Source organism: Rhizobium sp. AC44/96 (assembly GCF_001692185.1).
Lineage (GTDB): Bacteria > Pseudomonadota > Alphaproteobacteria > Rhizobiales > Rhizobiaceae > Rhizobium.
The window spans coordinates 32,745-50,179 of record NZ_LXKO01000016.1; the positions used below are offsets into that span (position 1 = coordinate 32,745).

Annotated in this window: 19 protein-coding genes and 1 tRNA gene; 13 read left to right on the plus strand and 7 right to left on the minus strand. The window is 60.7% G+C overall.

Translation table 11 applies throughout. The features are described from left to right. Position 1: 1 nt before the first annotated feature. Positions 2–1,279 (plus strand): GNAT family N-acetyltransferase, encoded by a 1,278-nt coding sequence (locus tag A6U87_RS16350; RefSeq protein WP_065692353.1) that lies wholly within the window; start codon positions 2–4, stop codon positions 1,277–1,279. Here A6U87_RS16350 and A6U87_RS16355 read toward each other — a convergent pair. After that, on the minus strand, positions 1,254–2,909 hold the full coding sequence (locus A6U87_RS16355; RefSeq protein WP_065692354.1) for an AMP-binding protein: 1,656 nt from the start codon (positions 2,907–2,909) through the stop codon (positions 1,254–1,256). The genes A6U87_RS16350 and A6U87_RS16355 overlap by 26 nt on opposite strands. Before the next feature lie 190 nt (positions 2,910–3,099). Here A6U87_RS16355 and A6U87_RS16360 point away from each other — a divergent pair, with 190 nt between their 5' ends. Further along, positions 3,100–4,080: an aldo/keto reductase gene (locus A6U87_RS16360; protein ID WP_065692355.1), complete on the plus strand. Its 981-nt coding sequence runs from the start codon at positions 3,100–3,102 to the stop codon at positions 4,078–4,080. Between the two features lie 14 nt (positions 4,081–4,094). Here A6U87_RS16360 and A6U87_RS16365 read toward each other — a convergent pair whose 3' ends face one another. Then, positions 4,095–4,676 (minus strand): TetR/AcrR family transcriptional regulator, encoded by a 582-nt coding sequence (locus A6U87_RS16365; RefSeq protein ID WP_065692356.1) that lies wholly within the window; start codon positions 4,674–4,676, stop codon positions 4,095–4,097. A 120-nt stretch (positions 4,677–4,796) separates the two neighbouring features. Between A6U87_RS16365 and A6U87_RS16370 the strand changes: the two genes are divergently transcribed. Both A6U87_RS16370 and A6U87_RS16375 read left to right on the plus strand, forming a co-directional pair. Further along, positions 4,797–6,095 (plus strand): MFS transporter, encoded by a 1,299-nt coding sequence (locus tag A6U87_RS16370; protein WP_065692357.1) that lies wholly within the window; start codon positions 4,797–4,799, stop codon positions 6,093–6,095. 123 nt (positions 6,096–6,218) lie between these two features. Further along, a tRNA-Leu gene (locus A6U87_RS16375) sits at positions 6,219–6,303 on the plus strand. A 74-nt stretch (positions 6,304–6,377) separates the two neighbouring features. Here the strand turns inward: A6U87_RS16375 and A6U87_RS16380 are convergent. Both A6U87_RS16380 and A6U87_RS16385 read right to left on the minus strand, forming a co-directional pair. After that, entirely contained in the window at positions 6,378–6,605 is a 228-nt protein-coding gene (locus A6U87_RS16380) for a hypothetical protein (RefSeq protein WP_065692358.1), read from the minus strand. 145 nt (positions 6,606–6,750) lie between these two features. Next, entirely contained in the window at positions 6,751–7,845 is a 1,095-nt protein-coding gene (locus A6U87_RS16385) for an acyltransferase (RefSeq protein WP_083199490.1), read from the minus strand. Positions 7,846–8,067: 222 nt separating this feature from the next. Between A6U87_RS16385 and A6U87_RS16390 the strand changes: the two genes are divergently transcribed. From A6U87_RS16390 to A6U87_RS16400, 3 genes are all read left to right on the plus strand, one after another. Continuing rightward, a complete protein-coding gene (locus A6U87_RS16390) occupies positions 8,068–9,816 on the plus strand; it encodes a cation:proton antiporter (protein ID WP_065692359.1) in 1,749 nt (582 codons plus the stop codon). A gap of 129 nt (positions 9,817–9,945) precedes the next feature. After that, the gene (locus tag A6U87_RS16395; protein ID WP_065692360.1) at positions 9,946–10,542 is read left to right on the plus strand and encodes a YqaA family protein; all 597 of its coding nucleotides are present in this window, start codon (positions 9,946–9,948) and stop codon (positions 10,540–10,542) included. A gap of 24 nt (positions 10,543–10,566) precedes the next feature. Further along, on the plus strand, positions 10,567–11,079 hold the full coding sequence (locus tag A6U87_RS16400; RefSeq protein ID WP_065692361.1) for a disulfide bond formation protein B: 513 nt from the start codon (positions 10,567–10,569) through the stop codon (positions 11,077–11,079). 23 nt (positions 11,080–11,102) lie between these two features. Here A6U87_RS16400 and A6U87_RS16405 read toward each other — a convergent pair whose 3' ends face one another. Both A6U87_RS16405 and A6U87_RS16410 read right to left on the minus strand, forming a co-directional pair. Further along, positions 11,103–11,660: an HNH endonuclease gene (locus A6U87_RS16405; protein WP_065692362.1), complete on the minus strand. Its 558-nt coding sequence runs from the start codon at positions 11,658–11,660 to the stop codon at positions 11,103–11,105. 111 nt (positions 11,661–11,771) lie between these two features. Continuing rightward, positions 11,772–12,458 carry a DNA-3-methyladenine glycosylase gene (locus tag A6U87_RS16410; RefSeq protein WP_065692363.1) on the minus strand — a complete coding sequence of 229 codons (687 nt, stop codon included), beginning with the start codon at positions 12,456–12,458 and terminating at the stop codon, positions 11,772–11,774. Here A6U87_RS16410 and gluQRS point away from each other — a divergent pair. Further along, complete coding sequence (gene gluQRS, locus A6U87_RS16415; RefSeq protein WP_065692364.1) at positions 12,457–13,338, plus strand: tRNA glutamyl-Q(34) synthetase GluQRS; 882 nt, start codon at positions 12,457–12,459, stop codon at positions 13,336–13,338. The two genes, A6U87_RS16410 and gluQRS, sit on opposite strands and share 2 nt — an antisense overlap. On the opposite strand, the gene A6U87_RS16420 is transcribed toward gluQRS, so the two are convergent. Further along, on the minus strand, positions 13,303–14,217 hold the full coding sequence (locus A6U87_RS16420) for a YihY/virulence factor BrkB family protein (protein ID WP_065692373.1): 915 nt from the start codon (positions 14,215–14,217) through the stop codon (positions 13,303–13,305). The two genes, gluQRS and A6U87_RS16420, sit on opposite strands and share 36 nt — an antisense overlap. Positions 14,218–14,294: 77 nt before the next feature. On the opposite strand from A6U87_RS16420, the gene A6U87_RS16425 reads away from it, so the two are divergent. From A6U87_RS16425 to A6U87_RS16445, 5 genes are all read left to right on the plus strand, one after another. Then, on the plus strand, positions 14,295–15,128 hold the full coding sequence (locus A6U87_RS16425; protein WP_065692365.1) for an SDR family oxidoreductase: 834 nt from the start codon (positions 14,295–14,297) through the stop codon (positions 15,126–15,128). 17 nt (positions 15,129–15,145) lie between these two features. Continuing rightward, the gene (locus tag A6U87_RS16430; protein ID WP_065692366.1) at positions 15,146–15,349 is read left to right on the plus strand and encodes a twin transmembrane helix small protein; all 204 of its coding nucleotides are present in this window, start codon (positions 15,146–15,148) and stop codon (positions 15,347–15,349) included. 18 nt (positions 15,350–15,367) lie between these two features. Next, positions 15,368–15,946, plus strand: a complete 579-nt coding sequence (locus A6U87_RS16435; RefSeq protein ID WP_065692367.1) for a cob(I)yrinic acid a,c-diamide adenosyltransferase — start codon at positions 15,368–15,370, stop codon at positions 15,944–15,946. A 33-nt stretch (positions 15,947–15,979) separates the two neighbouring features. Then, positions 15,980–16,780 (plus strand): rhomboid family intramembrane serine protease, encoded by an 801-nt coding sequence (locus A6U87_RS16440; RefSeq protein WP_065692368.1) that lies wholly within the window; start codon positions 15,980–15,982, stop codon positions 16,778–16,780. A 160-nt stretch (positions 16,781–16,940) separates the two neighbouring features. Further along, the coding region (locus A6U87_RS16445) for an electron transfer flavoprotein subunit beta/FixA family protein (RefSeq protein WP_065692369.1) at positions 16,941–17,435 on the plus strand (495 nt) is incomplete at its 3' end.

Sequence of the window (17,435 nt, forward strand, 5' to 3'; positions counted from 1 at the left end):
AATGGTGCGTACTCCTCCTGCTACCGAGACGACCGATGCGATGGCGAACCGGATGGTCCACGAACTCGCGGCGTTGGAGTTCGACGCACCGCAGGCTGATGCGCGCGTCAATGTCGGCCGGCCGGGACGAGAGCTGTGCCTCTACTCCGGCAAGCTTGGATACGAACTCCAGGACGAGCTCGACTTTCTCTCCAACCGCGCGCTGGAGCCGAACGTCTTTTTCACCGGCCGCTTCCTTGCGCCAGCAATGCCGCGCCTCGATGACCGGCAGGTGAACTTCGCGCTGATGCGCGACCAGAACGGCAGACGCAGTCGCATGCGCTTCTTGATGCCGTTCTCGGTGGAAAAGCCAGGCTTTGCCGTTGGTCCGTCGATCATCCGTGTTTGGTCGAACAGCTTCGCGCCACTGGGAACGCCGTTGATCGATGCGGAGGACGCGGCCGAAACGCTCGACAACCTGCTCGACGGATTGATCAGCGGCGATCTCCGCCTACCCAAAATCCTGGTCATCCCGGACCTGAGACTGGACAGCGTTTTCGCACGGATGATCCGGGCGGTTGCCATCAGCCGCAACCTGCCGATCACGATCGCCAACCCCTATCAGCGCCCGATGCTTCAAAGCGATGAAGACGCCACGGTCTACCTGGGCAAAGCCGTTTCCGCCTCACACATGCGCGAGATGCGCCGCCAGTGGCGCCTGCTGGAAGAACAGGGAACCGTCGTCTACAGCGTCGCCCGCCAGGCGCGCGAGGTCCACCGTCGCTTCGAGGAGTTTCTGGCGCTTGAGGCCGGCGGCTGGAAGGGCAAGCGACGCAGCGCCCTGGTCACCGACCGCTACCACACGGCCTTCGCCCGCGAGGCGATTTCCAATCTTGCCGCCGCCGACGCCGTGCGCATTCACAGCATCGACCTGAACGGCAAGGCGATTGCCGCAACCGTCGTGCTGATGATGGGCGGCGAGGCGTACACCTGGAAAACCGCCTATGACGAGGCCTATGGCCGGTATTCTCCGGGCAAGCTGCTGATGGCGGAATTGACGGAATGGCACCTCGACGATGCCAACATCGTCCGATCCGATTCCTGCGCGGTTCCCAACCACCCGATCATGAGCCGTTTCTGGCAGGAGCGGGAAGAAATGGGGACGCTGATCATCGGCCTCGATCAGAACGGCGACCGCGACGTCCGGCAAGTCGCCACCCAGCTGCACATGTATACGAGCACCCGCAACGTGGCAAAGATGCTGCGTCAGAAAATCATGTCGCTTGCGGGTCGGGGATAAGCGCTTCGGCCGCAGCTCTTTGCCTCAGAAGACGTCGGATAACCTTGCCCGTCGTCGTCAGCGGCAGCTCATCGACGAATTCGACTTCGCGTGGATATTCATGCATCGAAAGCCGCGTCTTCACCCACGCGCTGATCTCGCCGGCGAGCGTCTGGCTGGCTTTAAAGCCCGGCACGAGCACGATATAGGCTTTGACGATTTCGGTGCGAAGCGGATCCGGCTTGCCGATCGCCGCCGCGAGCTGCACCGCCGGGTGTCCCGTCAGGCAATCCTCGATCTCGGCAGGACCGATCCGATATCCCGATGACGTGATGACGTCGTCGTCGCGCCCGAGAAAGGTGACGAAACCCTCGGCGTCCTGTCGTCCGAGGTCGCCGGTCAGTAGCCAGTCATTGGCAAACTTGCGTTCGGTTGCCGCGGCGTCCCCCCAGTATCCCAGGAACATCACGGGATCCGGTCGTTTGACCGCGATCTGTCCTGCTTCGCCCACCGGCAACTCCTCGCCGAGTTCATTGACGATTGCAACGCGGTGCCCGGGAACAGCCTTTCCGATCGCGCCGGCTCTGCTCACGTCATGCGCGGCGCTTGATGACAGGACGAAGTTGCACTCCGTCTGGCCGTAGAATTCGTTGACACGGATGTCGAGTGTCTTCTTCACCCATTCGTAGGTTTCGGCGCCGAGAGATTCGCCCGCGGAACCGATCGTGCGAAGCACAAGATCGTATTTCGCCCTTGGATCTGGAACCGACTTCAAGAGCCGCAGCGCCGTTGGCGGGATAAAGCCGTTTCGAACCTTCATCTCGGCCATGATCCGATATGCCATATCGGCATCGAATTTCTGCGCTGGCGAGGAGACGACCGGGACGCCGAGCAGGAGGCTGGGCAGCAGCGCGTTCAGCAAGCCGCCCGCCCATGCCCAGTCAGACGGCGTCCAGACCTTGTCGCCGGCCTGCGGAAAGCCTTCATGGGCGAATTGCATTCCTGGAATGTGCCCTGCCAGAACCCTGTGTCCATGCAGCGCCCCTTTCGGCGCGCCGGTGGTGCCCGACGTGAAGATCATCAACGCCGGATCGTCCGGCCCTGTGTGAACGGTTTCGAATTCCTGGGGATGCTCGTCCACCAGCGAGGAAAACGACAATGTTCTCCCTGTCTCTCCATCGACCGTGATCACCGACTTCAGATCCGGAAGCCGAGCACGGATCTCGCTAAGTCGTTCCAGGCCAAAGGCGTTTGTGATGATCCCGGCTGCACCCGCCGTCTTCAGCCGATATTCGAGCGCCTCAACCCCGAACAGCAGAGCCAGCGGCAGCGCGATCGCGCCCATCTTGTAGATGGCGACATGCCCGATCACCGTCTCGAATGACTGCGGAAGGAGCAACGCGATACGGTCGCCTCGCCGTAAACCCAACGACACAAGCGCATTGGCCAGCGACGACGACCGCGCCGCCAACTCGCGATACGTCATCGACAGATGGTGGCCATCGGGGCTGAAATGCTCAAGGCAGACACGGTCTGGCGCGCGAGCCGCCCACTCGTCGCTGACGGCGCGGCCAATATTGAAATCGTCCGGGATGGACCACGCGAAATCGCGATAGAGGTCCTCATAGCGATCCCGCGGTGGCAGTTTCATCGACATGATCCAACAAATGCTGCACCAGCTAACACCCTGGATGCCGTTTGCGCAAGCCGACACCGGGGAGAGGGCGCCTGCTGTTCTCGCAGACGCGAAAACCTCGGCTTATCGCCTGCCATTTCCCTGTCAGTCGCCCTAGATACCATTGGCCAGCTTGGGAGCTTGCGGTTTCGGTAGGAGCGATTTCATGGATTACGTCAAATTTGGAAACACCGGCATGGAAGTGTCGAAGATCTGCCTCGGCTGCATGACCTTCGGCGATCCGAACCGCGGCACCCACAGCTGGACACTTGCAGAGGAAGACAGTCGGCTGCTGATCCGCCAGGCCATCGAACTCGGCATCAACTTCCTCGACACGGCGAACACCTATTCCGACGGCTCGTCGGAGGAAATCGTCGGCCGCGCGATCAGGGATTTCTCGAGGCGTGAGGACATCGTGCTCGCCACGAAGGTCTTCAACCGCATGCGACCGGGACCGAATGGCGCAGGGCTTTCCCGAAAGGCCATATTCGACGAGATCGACAACAGCCTGCGCCGGCTGGGAACGGACTATGTCGACCTCTACCAGATCCACCGCTTTGACTACACGACGCCGATCGAAGAAACGCTCGAAGCGCTTCATGACGTCGTGAAAGCCGGCAAGGCACGCTACATCGGCGCCTCCTCGATGTACGCTTGGCAGTTTGCCAAGATGCTCTACACATCAAGGGCAAATGGCTGGACAGAATTCGTGAGCATGCAGGACCACCTGAACCTGCTCTACCGCGAAGAGGAGCGCGAAATGCTGCCCTTCTGCGCCGACCAGAAGATCGCCGTCATCCCCTGGAGCCCGCTCGCGCGCGGTCGCCTGACGCGTGACTGGGATGAAAAGACGGAACGCAGCGAAAGCGACGAATTCGGCAAGACGCTGTACAAGCAGGCTCACGACGCCGATCGCGCGATCATTGAAGTCGTCGGGCGTCTCGCTGCCAAGTACGGCCTGCCGCGCGCCCAGGTCGCGGCAGCCTGGGTCCTACAGAAAAATGTGGTCACCGCGCCGATCATCGGCGCCTCTAAGCCGGGTCATTTGACCGATGCCGTTGCCGCCTTGGCGCTGAAGCTCAGCCCGGAGGATGTGGCCGCGCTTGAGGAGCCTTACGTCCCACATCGCGTCGAAGGCTTCAAATAAGGTCAGGACGTCCGTTATCGTCTACTTCGCCGCGGCGAGAGGGCAGCCTTTGCCGTGAACAGGAAGCTGTCGGAGAGTTCGCGGCTTTCAACCGCACGCGCCAGAATGACGGCGCCCATCATCGAAGACAGCGTCGTGAATCCTTTGTCGCGACGTTCTTCCGATGTCGATCCCGGCACGATATCGGACAGAATTTCGACAAGGTCGGAAAGGCCGTCATTGAAGGTCTCGCGCACCGCTCCATGGCTGCGGCTGACCTCCTGGACCAGCGAGGCGAAAACGCAGCTGCCGCCCGGATCATCGACGCTACAGCGTGAGAGATAATGATCGAGCAGCGCCTCAAGCGGTCGGTCCGGGGCTGCTGCAATGAGTTCACCCCACCGAATCTTGACCCTCTCAATCAGTTTGCGGCTCACCTCGAGCGCCAAGTCTTCCTTCGATTCGAAATGCCCATAGAAGCCGCCATGCGTCAGCCCCGCCGCCTTCATGATCTCGGCGACACCGGTGCCCTCGAAACCCCTTTCGCGAAAAAGCACGCCGGCAACAGCCAGGATCTTCTCGCGGTTTTCGGCAAATTTCTCTCGGCTCACCCGCATCTGGTTCTCCGCAAAATAGCTTCTTGACAATTTATATGACGTCCATCATCAATAATCAACAATGATGATGCTCATCATGTAAATATTGACCTCCCCGGCAACCCAAGACGGAACAGCACAATGGTCTCCACTGCCCTTGCCTCCTCGCTCGCGCGGCGCAACATTCATTACGGATGGGTTGTCGTCGCTGCGACCTTCGTCACCATGCTGGTCACGGCAGGTGCGATGGGGGCGCCTGGCGTTCTTATCAAGCCGCTGCAGGATGAATTCGGCTGGGAAACCTCGCAGATTTCCTCGGCATTGGCCGTCCGCCTGGTGCTCTTCGGCCTGATGGGCCCCTTCTCGGCCGCCTTCATGAACTATTTCGGCGTCCGCAAGGTCATCGTTTTTGCCATGATCCTGATTTCCAGCGGCTTCGTCGGTTCCCTGTTTATGACCGAGATCTGGCAGTTGCTGCTGCTTTGGGGCGTCGTAGTCGGGCTCGGCACCGGCTTGACGGCAATGGTGCTGGCCGCAACCGTCTCGGCACGCTGGTTCACCAAGCACCGGGGTCTGGTTGTCGGCATGCTGTCTGCCAGCTCCGCCACCGGCCAGCTCGTATTCCTGCCATTGATGGCGCAGCTGACAGAAACCTATGGCTGGCGCACCACGGTATTCTTCGTCTGCGGCATGATCCTGTTTGCGGCCCTTGTCGTCCTGGCCTTCATGCGCGATCGCCCGTCCGATCTCAACCTGCCGTCCTTCGGTGAGGAACAGGTTTCCCCGCCGCCTCCGGCGCAATCCGGCTTGTTGGCGATGCTGGCCACGCCGATCACCGTGCTCAAGGACGTCTCGAAGACCTCCACCTTCTGGATCCTGTTCGCCACCTTTTTCATTTGCGGGCTGAGCACCAACGGCCTCATCCAGACCCACTTCGTGACACTCTGCGGCGATTTCGGTATCCTGCCCGTGGCGGCAGCCAGCGTGCTCGCCGTCATGGGCATCTTCGATTTCTTCGGCACGATCGGTTCCGGCTGGCTTTCCGACCGTTTCGACAATCGCTGGCTACTCTTCTGGTACTACGGCCTGCGCGGTCTTTCGCTGCTCTTCCTGCCCTTCAGCGACTTCAGCTTCTATGGCCTGTCTATCTTCGCGGTCTTCTATGGGCTGGACTGGATTGCGACCGTGCCGCCCACCGTCAAGATCGCTGCCGACCGCTTCGGACGCGAACGCGCGGGCATCGTCTTTGGCTGGATCTTCACCGGCCATCAGCTAGGTGCGGCCACCGCCGCCTATGGTGCCGGCCTGTCGCGCACGGAATTGCAGAGCTACCTGCCTGCCTTCTTCATCGCCGGCGCATTCTGCCTGCTGGCTTCAATCCTGGCGATAACGCTGAAGAAACCGGGCCTGGCGACAACGGCACCAGCCGCCGCCCACTGAACGGTACTCTTCCGGCCGCATTCTTTCGGTCGGAAGCCCCGTTAAATCAGCCCGATAACGTCGCCCGTGGTCTTGCGTGCCCGGGCGAACGCATGCTAGACACCCGCCTCGTCGGTATCCGTTGCCCCATTGGCGGAATTGGTAGACGCGCTCGACTCAAAATCGAGTTTCGAAAGAAGTGCTGGTTCGACTCCGGCATGGGGCACCACCCACCTCCGACGCTTGATATCACCGGCTGATAAGAACATTGCTGCCTGCGAACAGAGGTGGTCTCGTCTCGCTCTATTGAGACATGTTCGGCTTTGCCGAAGCGCGGATGCGCTCAATCGCAGCCAGAAGGGCATCCTTTGTCCCGTAGCCATCCTGGAAGAGATCAAAGAGCGTCGAGGCTGCCTGGCAGCCTTCGAGGCTGTTCGGCGCCTTCTTGTGTAGGAAACACCATTCCGAAAGCGCCTCGAACACGACGTGGACGTCGTCTGTAAAGAAAATATGGTGAGATATTCTGGTCATGGTCACCGCTCCGCTCTCTAAGGCAGAAGCACGCAACTCCCAAGCGGTCATCGCCACTGAATGCCGACCGATGAAGCGACCATACGCCCTATGGCGGAGCGTCGCTATTAACTAAGACATGTCGCCGCGCGGCCGCTGGCTGGGCCTATTGCGCAACCAGCCGTGCTTGCCGCCGCTCCAGTCTCCTCCGACCGATTCTCTTCCCGAAGTCGATCATCGGATGCTCGAAATAGAATGTGGAGATGTGAGCGGCAAGGAAGGTGATCAGAATCAATAGTGGACGCTTTAGATAGCGCACCAGCGTGTCGCCGGTGCCAAGCCATGTCGAACCCAGGACCCCATGAATCACGTAGACGGCATAGGAAGTCTGTGCCACGTAGACCGCCGCCCGTGACGTAAAGAGATGGTACATGCATGTCGGAAACGCGAAGAAGGATGTGCCAACAACTGCGGCAGAGACATAGGGCCTGAAATAATTCAGCGCCCCCATTGCTGGATGGGACGACGCAAAAAGCAGCGCCAGCAGGATGATTGGCGTTACGCTGGGCAGTCTCCTCGGCCAACTCATCTCGCTCAGCCGGGGGTAGGCAAGCGCAAGCGTTGCGCCCGCCAGAATTTCGTCAACTCTGAACCATGTCACGATATCAAGATGCGTACCCGTCAAAACGCGCAGCGTCGTCACAGCCAGGCATACCAACGGCAGCAGATAGAGCCCGCGCCGGCCAAGCAAGGCGACAAGTAAAGCGACCGCCACGTAGAACTGCATCTCGACGCAGAGGCTCCACAAGTGCCCGCCGCCGTCCAGCAGATGCTGGGGTGGAAGATTGGCAACAAACAGAAAGTTGGCGAGGAAAGTCGTCAGATCCGCCCCACCGACCAGCGTCAGCACCGTGATCGTAAGCCACGCCAGGGGCAGGATGCGGAATGTGCGCCTGAGCAGGAAGTCGGGCACATCCGCCCGCGCCAGCAAGAACCTCGTGATAAGAAAACCCGAAAGTGTGAAAAATAGAACCATGCCGGCGGAAGCGGCCGACGCGTTGCCGTTCCAGGACTTCGGTCCCAAGGGGAGCAAATGACCGGCAAGCACAAGCAGGATGCTGAGCGCCCTCCAGCCGTCGAGAATGGCGATCCTGTGTTCCCCCGATTCCCCCGGATTGCCCTTGGACCACAAGCTGGACCACAATGCAGGCAGAAAATTGCCTTTCGGCTGTACGACTGTCTCGTTCAGAGTGTCTGGCATCGTGTTCTCCGGAAGAAGCCCATCTTGCATCCCCGGTCCGCACGCGACCTTTGCAGATCGTGAGTGAGCCTCATGAATTGAGCCTCAAGGGATCTATATTCTCAACCCCTCTATTAGGTGTACTTAATTGACACATCTAAACGTCTGCTGATTGCAAAATCAGCGGTTCAATTTCGCTCTCGCTTCGGTCAAAGTGAAACCGCCAAGAGGGAAAGGGCGGACGTGCATCAGGAAGTTACGCTTATCGCCACCGTGGCCGTCAGCTTTGTCTGCGCGGCAGTGTTCGGCTACATCGCGGATCGGGTGAGGCTGCCGCCACTGGTGGGCTATCTCATAGCTGGCATCGCCATGGGACCAATGACTCCCGGCTTTGTCGCGGATGCGGGCCTGGCCAGCCAGTTGGCGGAGATGGGCGTCATCCTGCTGATGTTTGGCGTCGGGCTGCATTTTTCGACCGCCGATTTGCTTGCGGTCCGCGGCGTTGCCGTTCCTGGAGCGATCGCTCAGATTGTTGTTGCGACGATCTTCGGCATCGGTCTCGCGGAATTGTGGGGCTGGAGCCTGGGCGCTGGCATCGTTTTCGGCCTCTGCCTTTCGGTTGCGAGCACCGTCGTGCTGCTCAAGGCACTCGAGGAACACAACCTGCTGGACTCGGCAAGCGGCCGCGTCGCCGTCGGCTGGCTGATTGTCGAGGACCTGGTGATGGTGCTTGCCCTGGTGCTCTTGCCGGCACTTGCGGAAGTCCTTGGCGGTCACGCGGCCGAAGGCGCCGCGCACGGCACCGGCATGCCGCTGGCGCTGACGGTCGCGCTGACCTTCCTCAAGGTCGGCGCATTCGCCGTCATGGCGATCTTCCTGGGACCGAAGGTTGTCCCCTGGCTGCTGACGTCGGTCGCAAGAACAGGATCACGCGAGCTCTTCACCTTGACCGTCCTGGCGATTGCGCTCGGCATCGCCTTCGGCTCCGCACAGATCTTCGGCGTCTCCTTCGCACTCGGCGCCTTCTTTGCCGGCGTCGTCATGAGCGAATCCAATCTGAGCCACAGGGCCGCCGCTGACTCCCTGCCGCTGCAGAATGCCTTCTCGGTGTTGTTCTTCGTCTCGGTCGGCATGCTGTTCGATCCATCGATTCTGGTGCGCCAGCCGATGGCTGTCGTCGCAGCCCTTCTCCTGATCATTTTTGGCAAGGCCATCATCTCGTTCGTCGTGGTGGCCCTGCTTCGATATCCCATCGGCATGGGCCTGACGGTCGCAGGCGGCCTTGCGCAGATTGGCGAGTTCTCTTTCATCCTCGCTGGCCTCGGCGTCTCCCTCGGGTTGCTGCCGCACGACGGCCAGGACGTCATTCTAGCCGCGGCGATCATTTCGATCACGCTCAATCCGCTCGTGTGCACCGGCGCCGAAGCGCTGCATGACTATATTCATCACCGCTGGGCGGGTTTCTACGCTCGCTACGGTCATCGCCGCCTCGAAGTTCTAAACCGCGAACTCGACAAGATTCGCGCAATAACCGAGGCGCGCGAACGCCAGCATCAATTGGAAATTCAGGAACTGACCGAGACCTTCCCGCTGTTTGCCATGGTGGACGAGAATTCGCAGGAAGAATTGCTGCTGCTCTTCCGGCCGAAATCGGCTCTGCCGGGCGAGCGCGTGATGCGCAAGGGCGACCGCGGCGACGGGATGTACTTCCTGTCTTCGGGCGCCGTGGAAGTGCAAGTTGCAGGAGAGCCGATCAGGCTGGAGCCGGGCGCCTTCTTCGGGGAAATGGCATTGCTGACCGGCGGGCGTCGCACGGCGGACGTGGTTGCCGTCGACTTCTGCCAGTTTTTCGTTCTGGAACGCCGCGACTTCAACATGTTCACGGCAAAGCATCCGATCCTGCGCCAGGCGGTCAGCGAAATGGCCCGCGAGCGAACCGAGATGAACGTCATGCGCCAAAGACACAGCCAGCCATCCGGCATCGCGTCGTGACGCGCCGCTGCCGGATCGCCACCTGATCACGAAGAATTTTTCGCTGACCCGCCGCATGAACGACACAGCAAGCATTTACAGGCGGATGCGCGCCCCATAAAGCTCATGCATCAATCGGAAAGGATCGGAATGCTTCGCAGACTGTACGACTGGACCATGTCGCTCGCCGCCCGTAAATCGGCCGAAGTCTGGCTCGCCGTTATCGCCTTCGTCGAAAGTTCCATCTTTCTGGTTCCGGCCGACGTTCTTTTCCTGCCGATGGCACTTGCAAAACCGGAGCGCGCCTATCGCTACGCGCTTGTGGCCACCGTCGCCTCCGTTCTCGGCGGTATCGCCGGCTGGGCGCTCGGCTACTACGCCTATGACGCCATTGCCCGACCGGTTCTCGAATTCTACGGCAAGCTCGATGCCTTCGAGCAATTGCGCATGTATATCCACGACGAGTGGGAAATCCTGCTGCTGCTGTTGGTGACCTCGGGGCTGGCGCATCTGCCGCCGATCAAGGTCGTGACGATCCTTGCCGGCGTCATTCACATGAATCTCGGTTTCTTCGTCATCTCGGCAATCGTCGCCCGTGGCGCCCGCTTCCTCTTCCTGGCATGGCTGCTGCGTCGTTATGGCGAACCGATCCGCCATTTCATCGAAAAACGCCTCGGCCAGGTTGCCGGCGTTGTCGCCGCCGTCGCGATCGCGCTCGGCATTGCCTACAAATTCCTTGCCCACTGAGCCATTCGCGCGCGGAGCCTCCCCATGACTGCTTCCTTCTCCCTCGGTCGCCCGGCCTTCGTCTATTCGCTCCTGATGGCGCTTGCCATGGCGGTGGTCGTCGGCACGGCACTCGGCTTCCAGTACATCGGCGGCTACATTCCCTGCGCGCTCTGCCTGCTGCAGCGCCAGCCCTACTATTACGGGATCCCAGTCGCCCTCCTCGGCGCCGTAGCCTCCGCAGTCGGCCTGCCGAACTGGATCGCGCGTGCGTTCCTGCTGGCAGCCGGTATCCTGATGGTCGTCGGCGCCGGCATGGGCGTCTATCACGCGGGCGTGGAGTGGCAATTCTGGGTAGGACCGGCAACGTGCTCGACCACGGCAGGCAGCATGACCCAGAACGCGGGCGATCTGCTGGGCGAGCTCAACAGCATCAAGGGCCCATCCTGCACGGATGCGGCGCTGCGCGTTCTCGGCCTGTCCTTTGCCGGCTGGAACGTGATCGCAAGCATCGTGCTTGCAGCATTCGCCTTTATCGGCGTCCGCAAGTCGGCTTGATCACCACGAGCATCGGGGATTGATCAGGGCTGCAGTTCGCTATCCCAGTAGAGATAGTCGAGCCAGCTATCGTGCAGATAGTTGGGCGGGAAGAGCCTGCCATTGTTATGCAGGTCCTGCACGGTCGGCTGATACGGCTTCTGGTGTGGGAACATGCCTGCCTGCTTCGGTAGCTTGCTGCCCTTCCTGAGATTGCAGGGCGAACAGGCCGCCACGACATTCTCCCAGGTCGTCTCGCCGCCATGAGCGCGCGGGATGACGTGGTCGAAGGTGAGGTCGTTATGCTCACCGCAATACTGACACTCGAACCTGTCCCGCAGGAACACGTTGAAACGCGTGAACGCAGGATTGCGCGAAGGCTGAACATAGGTTTTCAGGCATACGACGCTTGGAAGGCGCATCGAAAAGCTCGGCGACGAGACCGAATGTTCGTACTCTGCGATGATGTTTACACGGTCAAGAAAAACCGCCTTGATCGCGTCCTGCCAGGACCAGAGCGACAAGGGATAATAACTCAGCGGCCTATAGTCAGCATTCAGAACGAGTGCTGGCAGGGCCTGGGGGGAGACTGCAATCGTCAAGGGACTCTCCTGATCGATTCGGCATCTGCCCCCTTATATTAGGCCGCTTGTGACGGCATTGTGAAGTCTAATAAATTCGCCCCCCGGCGCTCAGCCGGAAACTGTTGCCGATCAGGCGACCGGCAGCAGACCACGGCCGAGTTTTACGGCATAATAAGCCCAGAAAAGCCGGGCCGCGACCGAGCGCCAAGGCGTCCAGGTCTCCGCCAATTCCGCAAGTGCTCTGGCCGTCGGCCGTTCGGCGAGACCGAATGCCGCAGCAACCGCGTTCTGCAGAGCGACATCGCCCGATGGGAAAACGTCGGCGTGTCCCCCGCAGAACATCAGATAGACCTCTGCGGTCCAGGGGCCGACACCCTTCAGCGCAGTCAATTCCGAAAGCGCCTGGCTGGGCGGCATCCCAGACAAAGCAGGCAGGTCGAGGGAGCCTGATGCAGCCGCCGCCGCAATCCGCGACAATGTTTCGGCCTTCGCCCGCGACAGGCCAAACTCCCGCCATGCCTCCGGGTGAAGCGCAACGTAGCTCTCCGCGGTCAAGATCTCGGTGCTAGGCCGCATACGCCGCCAGATCGCCTCGGCGCTGGCGCGCGACACCATTTGCGAGACGATGATATGCGCGAGCCCCTCGAACCCCGGCTCACGCAACCGCAGCGGAAGCGGACCGGCTTCGGCAGCGATCGGCACAAGACGCGGGTCAAGCCGAAGGAGTTCCTCGAGCCCGGCACGCACATCTTCCTCATTGCGAATGATCTGCACGTTTCCTCGCGATCGTTCCGAATCCGTGGCAGAAGAAAGCATGATCGCGATTCCCCGTCAAAAACCCGTGTTTCGTTTCGCGCCGAGCCCCAACGGCCCGCTGCATCTTGGCCATGCCCTCTCCGCCTTTCTCAATCGCGACATGGCCGACGCCTCCGGGGGGCGCTTCCTGTTACGCATCGAAGACATAGATCTGGCGCGCTGCACACCCGAATTCGAAGCGGGCATCTACACCGATCTCGAATGGCTCGGTGTCGATTGGGAAAAACCGCCGCGACGGCAGTCGGAGCATTTCGCGGAGTATCAGGCTGCTCTTTCAAAATTGATCGATCGGGGACTTGCCTACCCGTCCTTTCTGACGCGCGGCGAGGTCAAGGCCCGTGTCGCCGCCTTCGAGAGGGAAAGCGGACCCTGGCCGCGCGATCCGGACGGGTCTCCGCTCTACCCTGTCGATGACCGCGATCGTTCCGAAGGCGAGCGCCGAGAGATGATTGCCTCCGGCATCAAGCATGCCTGGCGCCTGGATATGGCAAAAGCCCTTTCTCAGGTCGACACCCCGCTCTCCTGGACGGAAACAGGCGATGGCGACCGCGGCGAGATCGTTGCGGAACCGTCGGCATGGGGTGATGTCGTGCTGTCGCGATCGGACGCTCCGTCGAGCTATCACCTCTCTGTGGTGATCGACGATGCGCTGCAGGACGTGACGCATGTGGTGCGCGGGCTCGACCTGTTCCAGGCAACGGCAGTGCACCGCCTGCTGCAAACCCTCATGGACCTGCCGGCTCCAGTCTATCACCACCATCGGCTGGTGGCCGACAGCGCAGGTCGAAAGCTCTCGAAGAGCGACGGAGACACTGGCCTTGCCGAACTGCGCAACAGAGGTCAGTCAGTGGCGGATATTCGCCACCTCATCGGTCTTTGATACCTTCTGTCCGTTACCGCTGAGGAAATTGTGAGAGAAGATCGCACGCACGCGAAACTTCATCAGCGCAGCATTCGTCTCGGCGCCGATGATGAAGATGACACCGACCATGTAGAGAAAGATCAGCACGATCATCACCGACGCCAGGCCCGCATAGGTCGCCGTATAGTTCGCAAAGGTCGCCAGATAATACGCGAAGATCAATGCACCGAGGAACCAGAGAACAAGTGTCAGCAGCACGCCAGGCACTACATCGAAGACCCGCCGCCGGCCAGCTGGCAACCAAAGATGGGCAACGAAGAGACCGACCGTCAACACAATTAGGGTCGTATAGATTCGCCAGTTGAACAGCGTATCCAGCGTTTCAGCAAAAACCGGGAACAACCGGCGGGCATAGTCGAGCGCCAGCGGCACGGCGACAAGCAGGATACTGATGGCCGCAAAAATGATCACGGCAATGAGCACGTAGCCGAGGCTGGCCAAGCGGGTGAAGTACCATGGCCGCGTCTCCTGGACGCGATAGGCGCGATTGAGCGATATCCTAAGCGCTTCCACGCCGTTCGATGCGAAGTAAGCCGCCGCCAGAACAGAAACCGTCAGCAGTCCGCCGCGTGGGATCGTCAAGACCTGCAGCACCTGATCGGCCAGTGGCTTGGCGATCGCTTCAGGCCACGTATCGAAGACAAGATGGATCGCGGTGGAGGAAAATTGATCGGCACCGAGGAAGCTCGCAAGTGCGGTACCGAAGATGAGAAAAGGAAAGACGGCAAGCAAGCTCGACAGGGCGACATGGCTTGCCATGGCGAACCCGTCATCCTCGATGAAGTGGCAGATCGCATCGTAGGCTACATCATAGAAGATGCGAAATATTTTCGGTATTACCACTCCAGGCATTCCTCATTGTGTCGCCCGTGCGAATATGGGAAACGAGTCCCAGTTTGTACAGGAATCATTCGATGGCGGATCAGCGCACTATCATCGTTACCGGATGCTCTTCCGGGATCGGTGCCTATTGCGCGCGTGCATTGAAGGCAGATGGCTGGCGCGTCTTCGCGACGGTGCGCAAGTTCGACGATCTGGCGCCTCTTGAAGCCGACGGCATCGAGGCCTTCCGGATGGACTATAGCAACACCGATTCGATCTCGGACTTCGTGCGGGATGTAACGGCGGCAAGCGGCGGCCGTATCGACGCGCTCTTCAACAACGGCGCCTACGGTCAACCCGGCGCGGTCGAGGATCTGAGGACCGACGTCCTGCGTGCCCAGTTCGAAACAAACGTCTTCGGCTGGCACGAATTGACCCGCCAGATCATTCCCTTGATGCGCAAGCGCGGGCTGGGTCGCATTGTCCAGTGCTCGTCCATCCTCGGCGTCGTGCCCTATCGTTATCGCGGCGCCTACACGGCATCGAAGTTTGCCCTCGAGGGCCTGAGCGTCACGCTACGGATGGAGCTCCAGGGCAGCGGCATCCACGTCAGCCTGATCGAACCCGGCCCGATTACCTCGCGCTTCACGGCCAACGCGTTGGCAAAGATCAACGAGAATATCGATGTCAGAAATTCCGTGCATGCCTCGGACTATCGCCGGCAGCTTGCACGCCTGGATGGATCGGCTGGTCCCAATCGCCACAAGCTCGGCCCCGAGGCCGTCTATGCCGTCCTCAAGCACGCATTGAACTCACACAATCCGAAACCACATTACCCCGTAACCACGCCGGCAAAGCAGGGTCTGGTATTGAAGAGGCTGCTGCCTGCCGATCTCTTCTACCGCCTGATGCGCTGGGTGGACTGATCAGGAAAGCCAACGACATGTCTACCGTCACCTACGTTCTCGCGATCATTGTCATGGGCCTTGTCGCCATCGTGCTGGTCCGTGGTCTTTTCAACATGATGAAAGGCGGGGATGCGAATACGTCGAACAAGCTGATGCAGCTTCGCGTGCTGTTACAGGCAATCGCGGTTATCCTCATCATGCTGACGCTCTGGCTGACGGGCGGCGGCCGCCCGACCTGAGACAAAGAAGGGGGAAGTATGGTCAAACTCAACAAGATCTACACCAAAACAGGCGACGACGGCACGACTGCCCTCGTTTCAGGTCCGCGCCGCCAGAAGGATGACCTGCGCGTCGAAGCCTACGGCACGATCGACGAAGCGAATTCGGCCATCGGCGTGGCGCGGCTGCACATGCAGGGGATGCCCATCCTCGACACGATGCTGATGTCGATCCAGAATGACCTGTTCGATCTCGGCGCCGATCTCGCGACCCCCGGCACCGGCGAGAAGCCCGAATATGAACCGCTCCGCATCGTCGAAACGCAGGTGGCGCGCATCGAAACCGATATCGACCAGTTGAATGCCGATCTTCAGCCGCTGAAGTCCTTCGTGCTGCCGGGCGGCCATTCGGCTGCCGCTCATCTCCATCTCGCCCGCACGATTACGCGCCGGGCGGAACGGCTGATGGTGACGCTGGGTCGCACCAAGGGCGAGATCGTCAGCGAGGCGGCGCTGAAATACGTCAACCGGCTGTCGGATTTCCTGTTCGTCGCCGCCCGCCACGCCAATGACCGCGGCCTTGCGGATGTGCTTTGGGTGCCAGGAAAAAACAGATAGGCTCGGCGTCCGGACCAGAGGGAACCCGTCTGCATGTTCATACCGCTGCATGATGCCAATACGCTGAAGCACATCAAGCTTCAGTGGGTGACCCTGGGACTGATCGCCGTCAATGTCGCAGCCTGGCTATTCACCGGGGTCATCGCCAGCGAACAGGTGTCGCAGGCGACCTTCCTCGGCCTCGGCTACATCCCGGCCGTCGCCTTTGACCATGCTGTCCTGCCGCCGCAGCTGGAGCTGGTCCCGGAACCGCTGACCTACATCACCTATGCCTTCTTTCATGCCGGCTTCTGGCATCTCGCCTCGAACATGCTCTTCCTCTGGGTCTTCGGCGACAATGTCGAGGATGCGATGGGGCATGTTCGTTTCCTCATCTTCTATCTCCTATGCGCGGTTGCCGGCGCCTTGTGCCACGGGCTTGCAGGCACAAGCTCGCAAGCGCCGTTGATCGGCGCCTCTGGCGCCATTTCAGGCGTGGTGACGGCATATCTGGTGCTGCATCCGAGAGTGAGGGTCTGGGTGCTGGTTTTCATGCGCATCCCCTTGCCGCTGCCGGCTTTCGTGCCGCTGCTGCTGTGGATCGGCCAGCAGTTCACCATGCTCGTGCTCGAACCCGATGGCGGCGTGTCCTGGGGTGCGCATGTCGGCGGCATCCTTGCCGGCGGCGTTCTGATCCTAGTCATGCGCCGCAGTGGCGTCCCGCTGTTCGACCGCGAGGTGGTGACGCCACGGGCAGTCAGGGACCGGCCGACAGGCAATCCCATTATGGTCGCCGTAGCCGGCCAGCCACCTCGGCCGCGGCTGCCATGGGACAAGCGACAACCGCTTAATTGACGCGTACGTAAACGTAATATATTTACGGATGCAATCTGCCTGTCTGCGTCATGGAAGCGTTGTGTTTGGAGGAAAAACGCGTATCCATGTCGCCATTCGACAATCGGAGCGGCGCCGAAGCGCGCATTTTCTTGGCGAAAGAGTTGAAGGAAGGACCCCCATGAAAATCCTCGTCCCCGTGAAGCGGGTGGTTGATTACAACGTGAAGATCCGCGTGAAGGCCGATGGCACAGGCGTTGAGCTTGCGAACGTCAAGATGTCGATGAACCCGTTCGACGAGATCTCGGTGGAAGAGGCGCTGCGGCTGAAGGAAGCCGGCAAGGCCGAGGAAGTTGTGGTGGTGTCGATCGGTCCTGCCAAGGCCGAGGAGACGCTGCGCACAGCACTCGCCATGGGCGCCGACCGTGCGATCCTCGTCGAGACCGACGATGCCGTCGAACCGCTGGCGGTTGCCAAGATCCTCAAGGGTGTCGCTGACGCCGAGCAGCCGGGTCTTGTGATCGTCGGCAAGCAGGCGATCGATGACGACTCGAACCAGACCGGCCAGATGCTAGCAGCCCTTCTCGGCTCCGCCCAGGCGACCTTCGCCTCGAAGATCGAAATCGGGGATGGCAAGGCTCAGGTGACCCGCGAAGTCGATGGCGGCTTGCAGACG

Coding starts and splice junctions, on each gene's coding strand:
- A6U87_RS16350 (WP_065692353.1), top strand. CDS start 2: ATGGTGCGTACTCCTCCTGCTACCGAGACGACCGATGCGATGGCGAAC.
- A6U87_RS16355 (WP_065692354.1), bottom strand. CDS start 2,909: ATGAAACTGCCACCGCGGGATCGCTATGAGGACCTCTATCGCGATTTC.
- A6U87_RS16360 (WP_065692355.1), top strand. CDS start 3,100: ATGGATTACGTCAAATTTGGAAACACCGGCATGGAAGTGTCGAAGATC.
- A6U87_RS16365 (WP_065692356.1), bottom strand. CDS start 4,676: ATGCGGGTGAGCCGAGAGAAATTTGCCGAAAACCGCGAGAAGATCCTG.
- A6U87_RS16370 (WP_065692357.1), top strand. CDS start 4,797: ATGGTCTCCACTGCCCTTGCCTCCTCGCTCGCGCGGCGCAACATTCAT.
- A6U87_RS16380 (WP_065692358.1), bottom strand. CDS start 6,605: ATGACCAGAATATCTCACCATATTTTCTTTACAGACGACGTCCACGTC.
- A6U87_RS16385 (WP_083199490.1), bottom strand. CDS start 7,845: ATGCCAGACACTCTGAACGAGACAGTCGTACAGCCGAAAGGCAATTTT.
- A6U87_RS16395 (WP_065692360.1), top strand. CDS start 9,946: ATGCTTCGCAGACTGTACGACTGGACCATGTCGCTCGCCGCCCGTAAA.
- A6U87_RS16400 (WP_065692361.1), top strand. CDS start 10,567: ATGACTGCTTCCTTCTCCCTCGGTCGCCCGGCCTTCGTCTATTCGCTC.
- gluQRS (WP_065692364.1), top strand. CDS start 12,457: ATGATCGCGATTCCCCGTCAAAAACCCGTGTTTCGTTTCGCGCCGAGC.
- A6U87_RS16410 (WP_065692363.1), bottom strand. CDS start 12,458: ATGCTTTCTTCTGCCACGGATTCGGAACGATCGCGAGGAAACGTGCAG.
- A6U87_RS16425 (WP_065692365.1), top strand. CDS start 14,295: ATGGCGGATCAGCGCACTATCATCGTTACCGGATGCTCTTCCGGGATC.
- A6U87_RS16430 (WP_065692366.1), top strand. CDS start 15,146: ATGTCTACCGTCACCTACGTTCTCGCGATCATTGTCATGGGCCTTGTC.
- A6U87_RS16435 (WP_065692367.1), top strand. CDS start 15,368: ATGGTCAAACTCAACAAGATCTACACCAAAACAGGCGACGACGGCACG.
- A6U87_RS16440 (WP_065692368.1), top strand. CDS start 15,980: ATGTTCATACCGCTGCATGATGCCAATACGCTGAAGCACATCAAGCTT.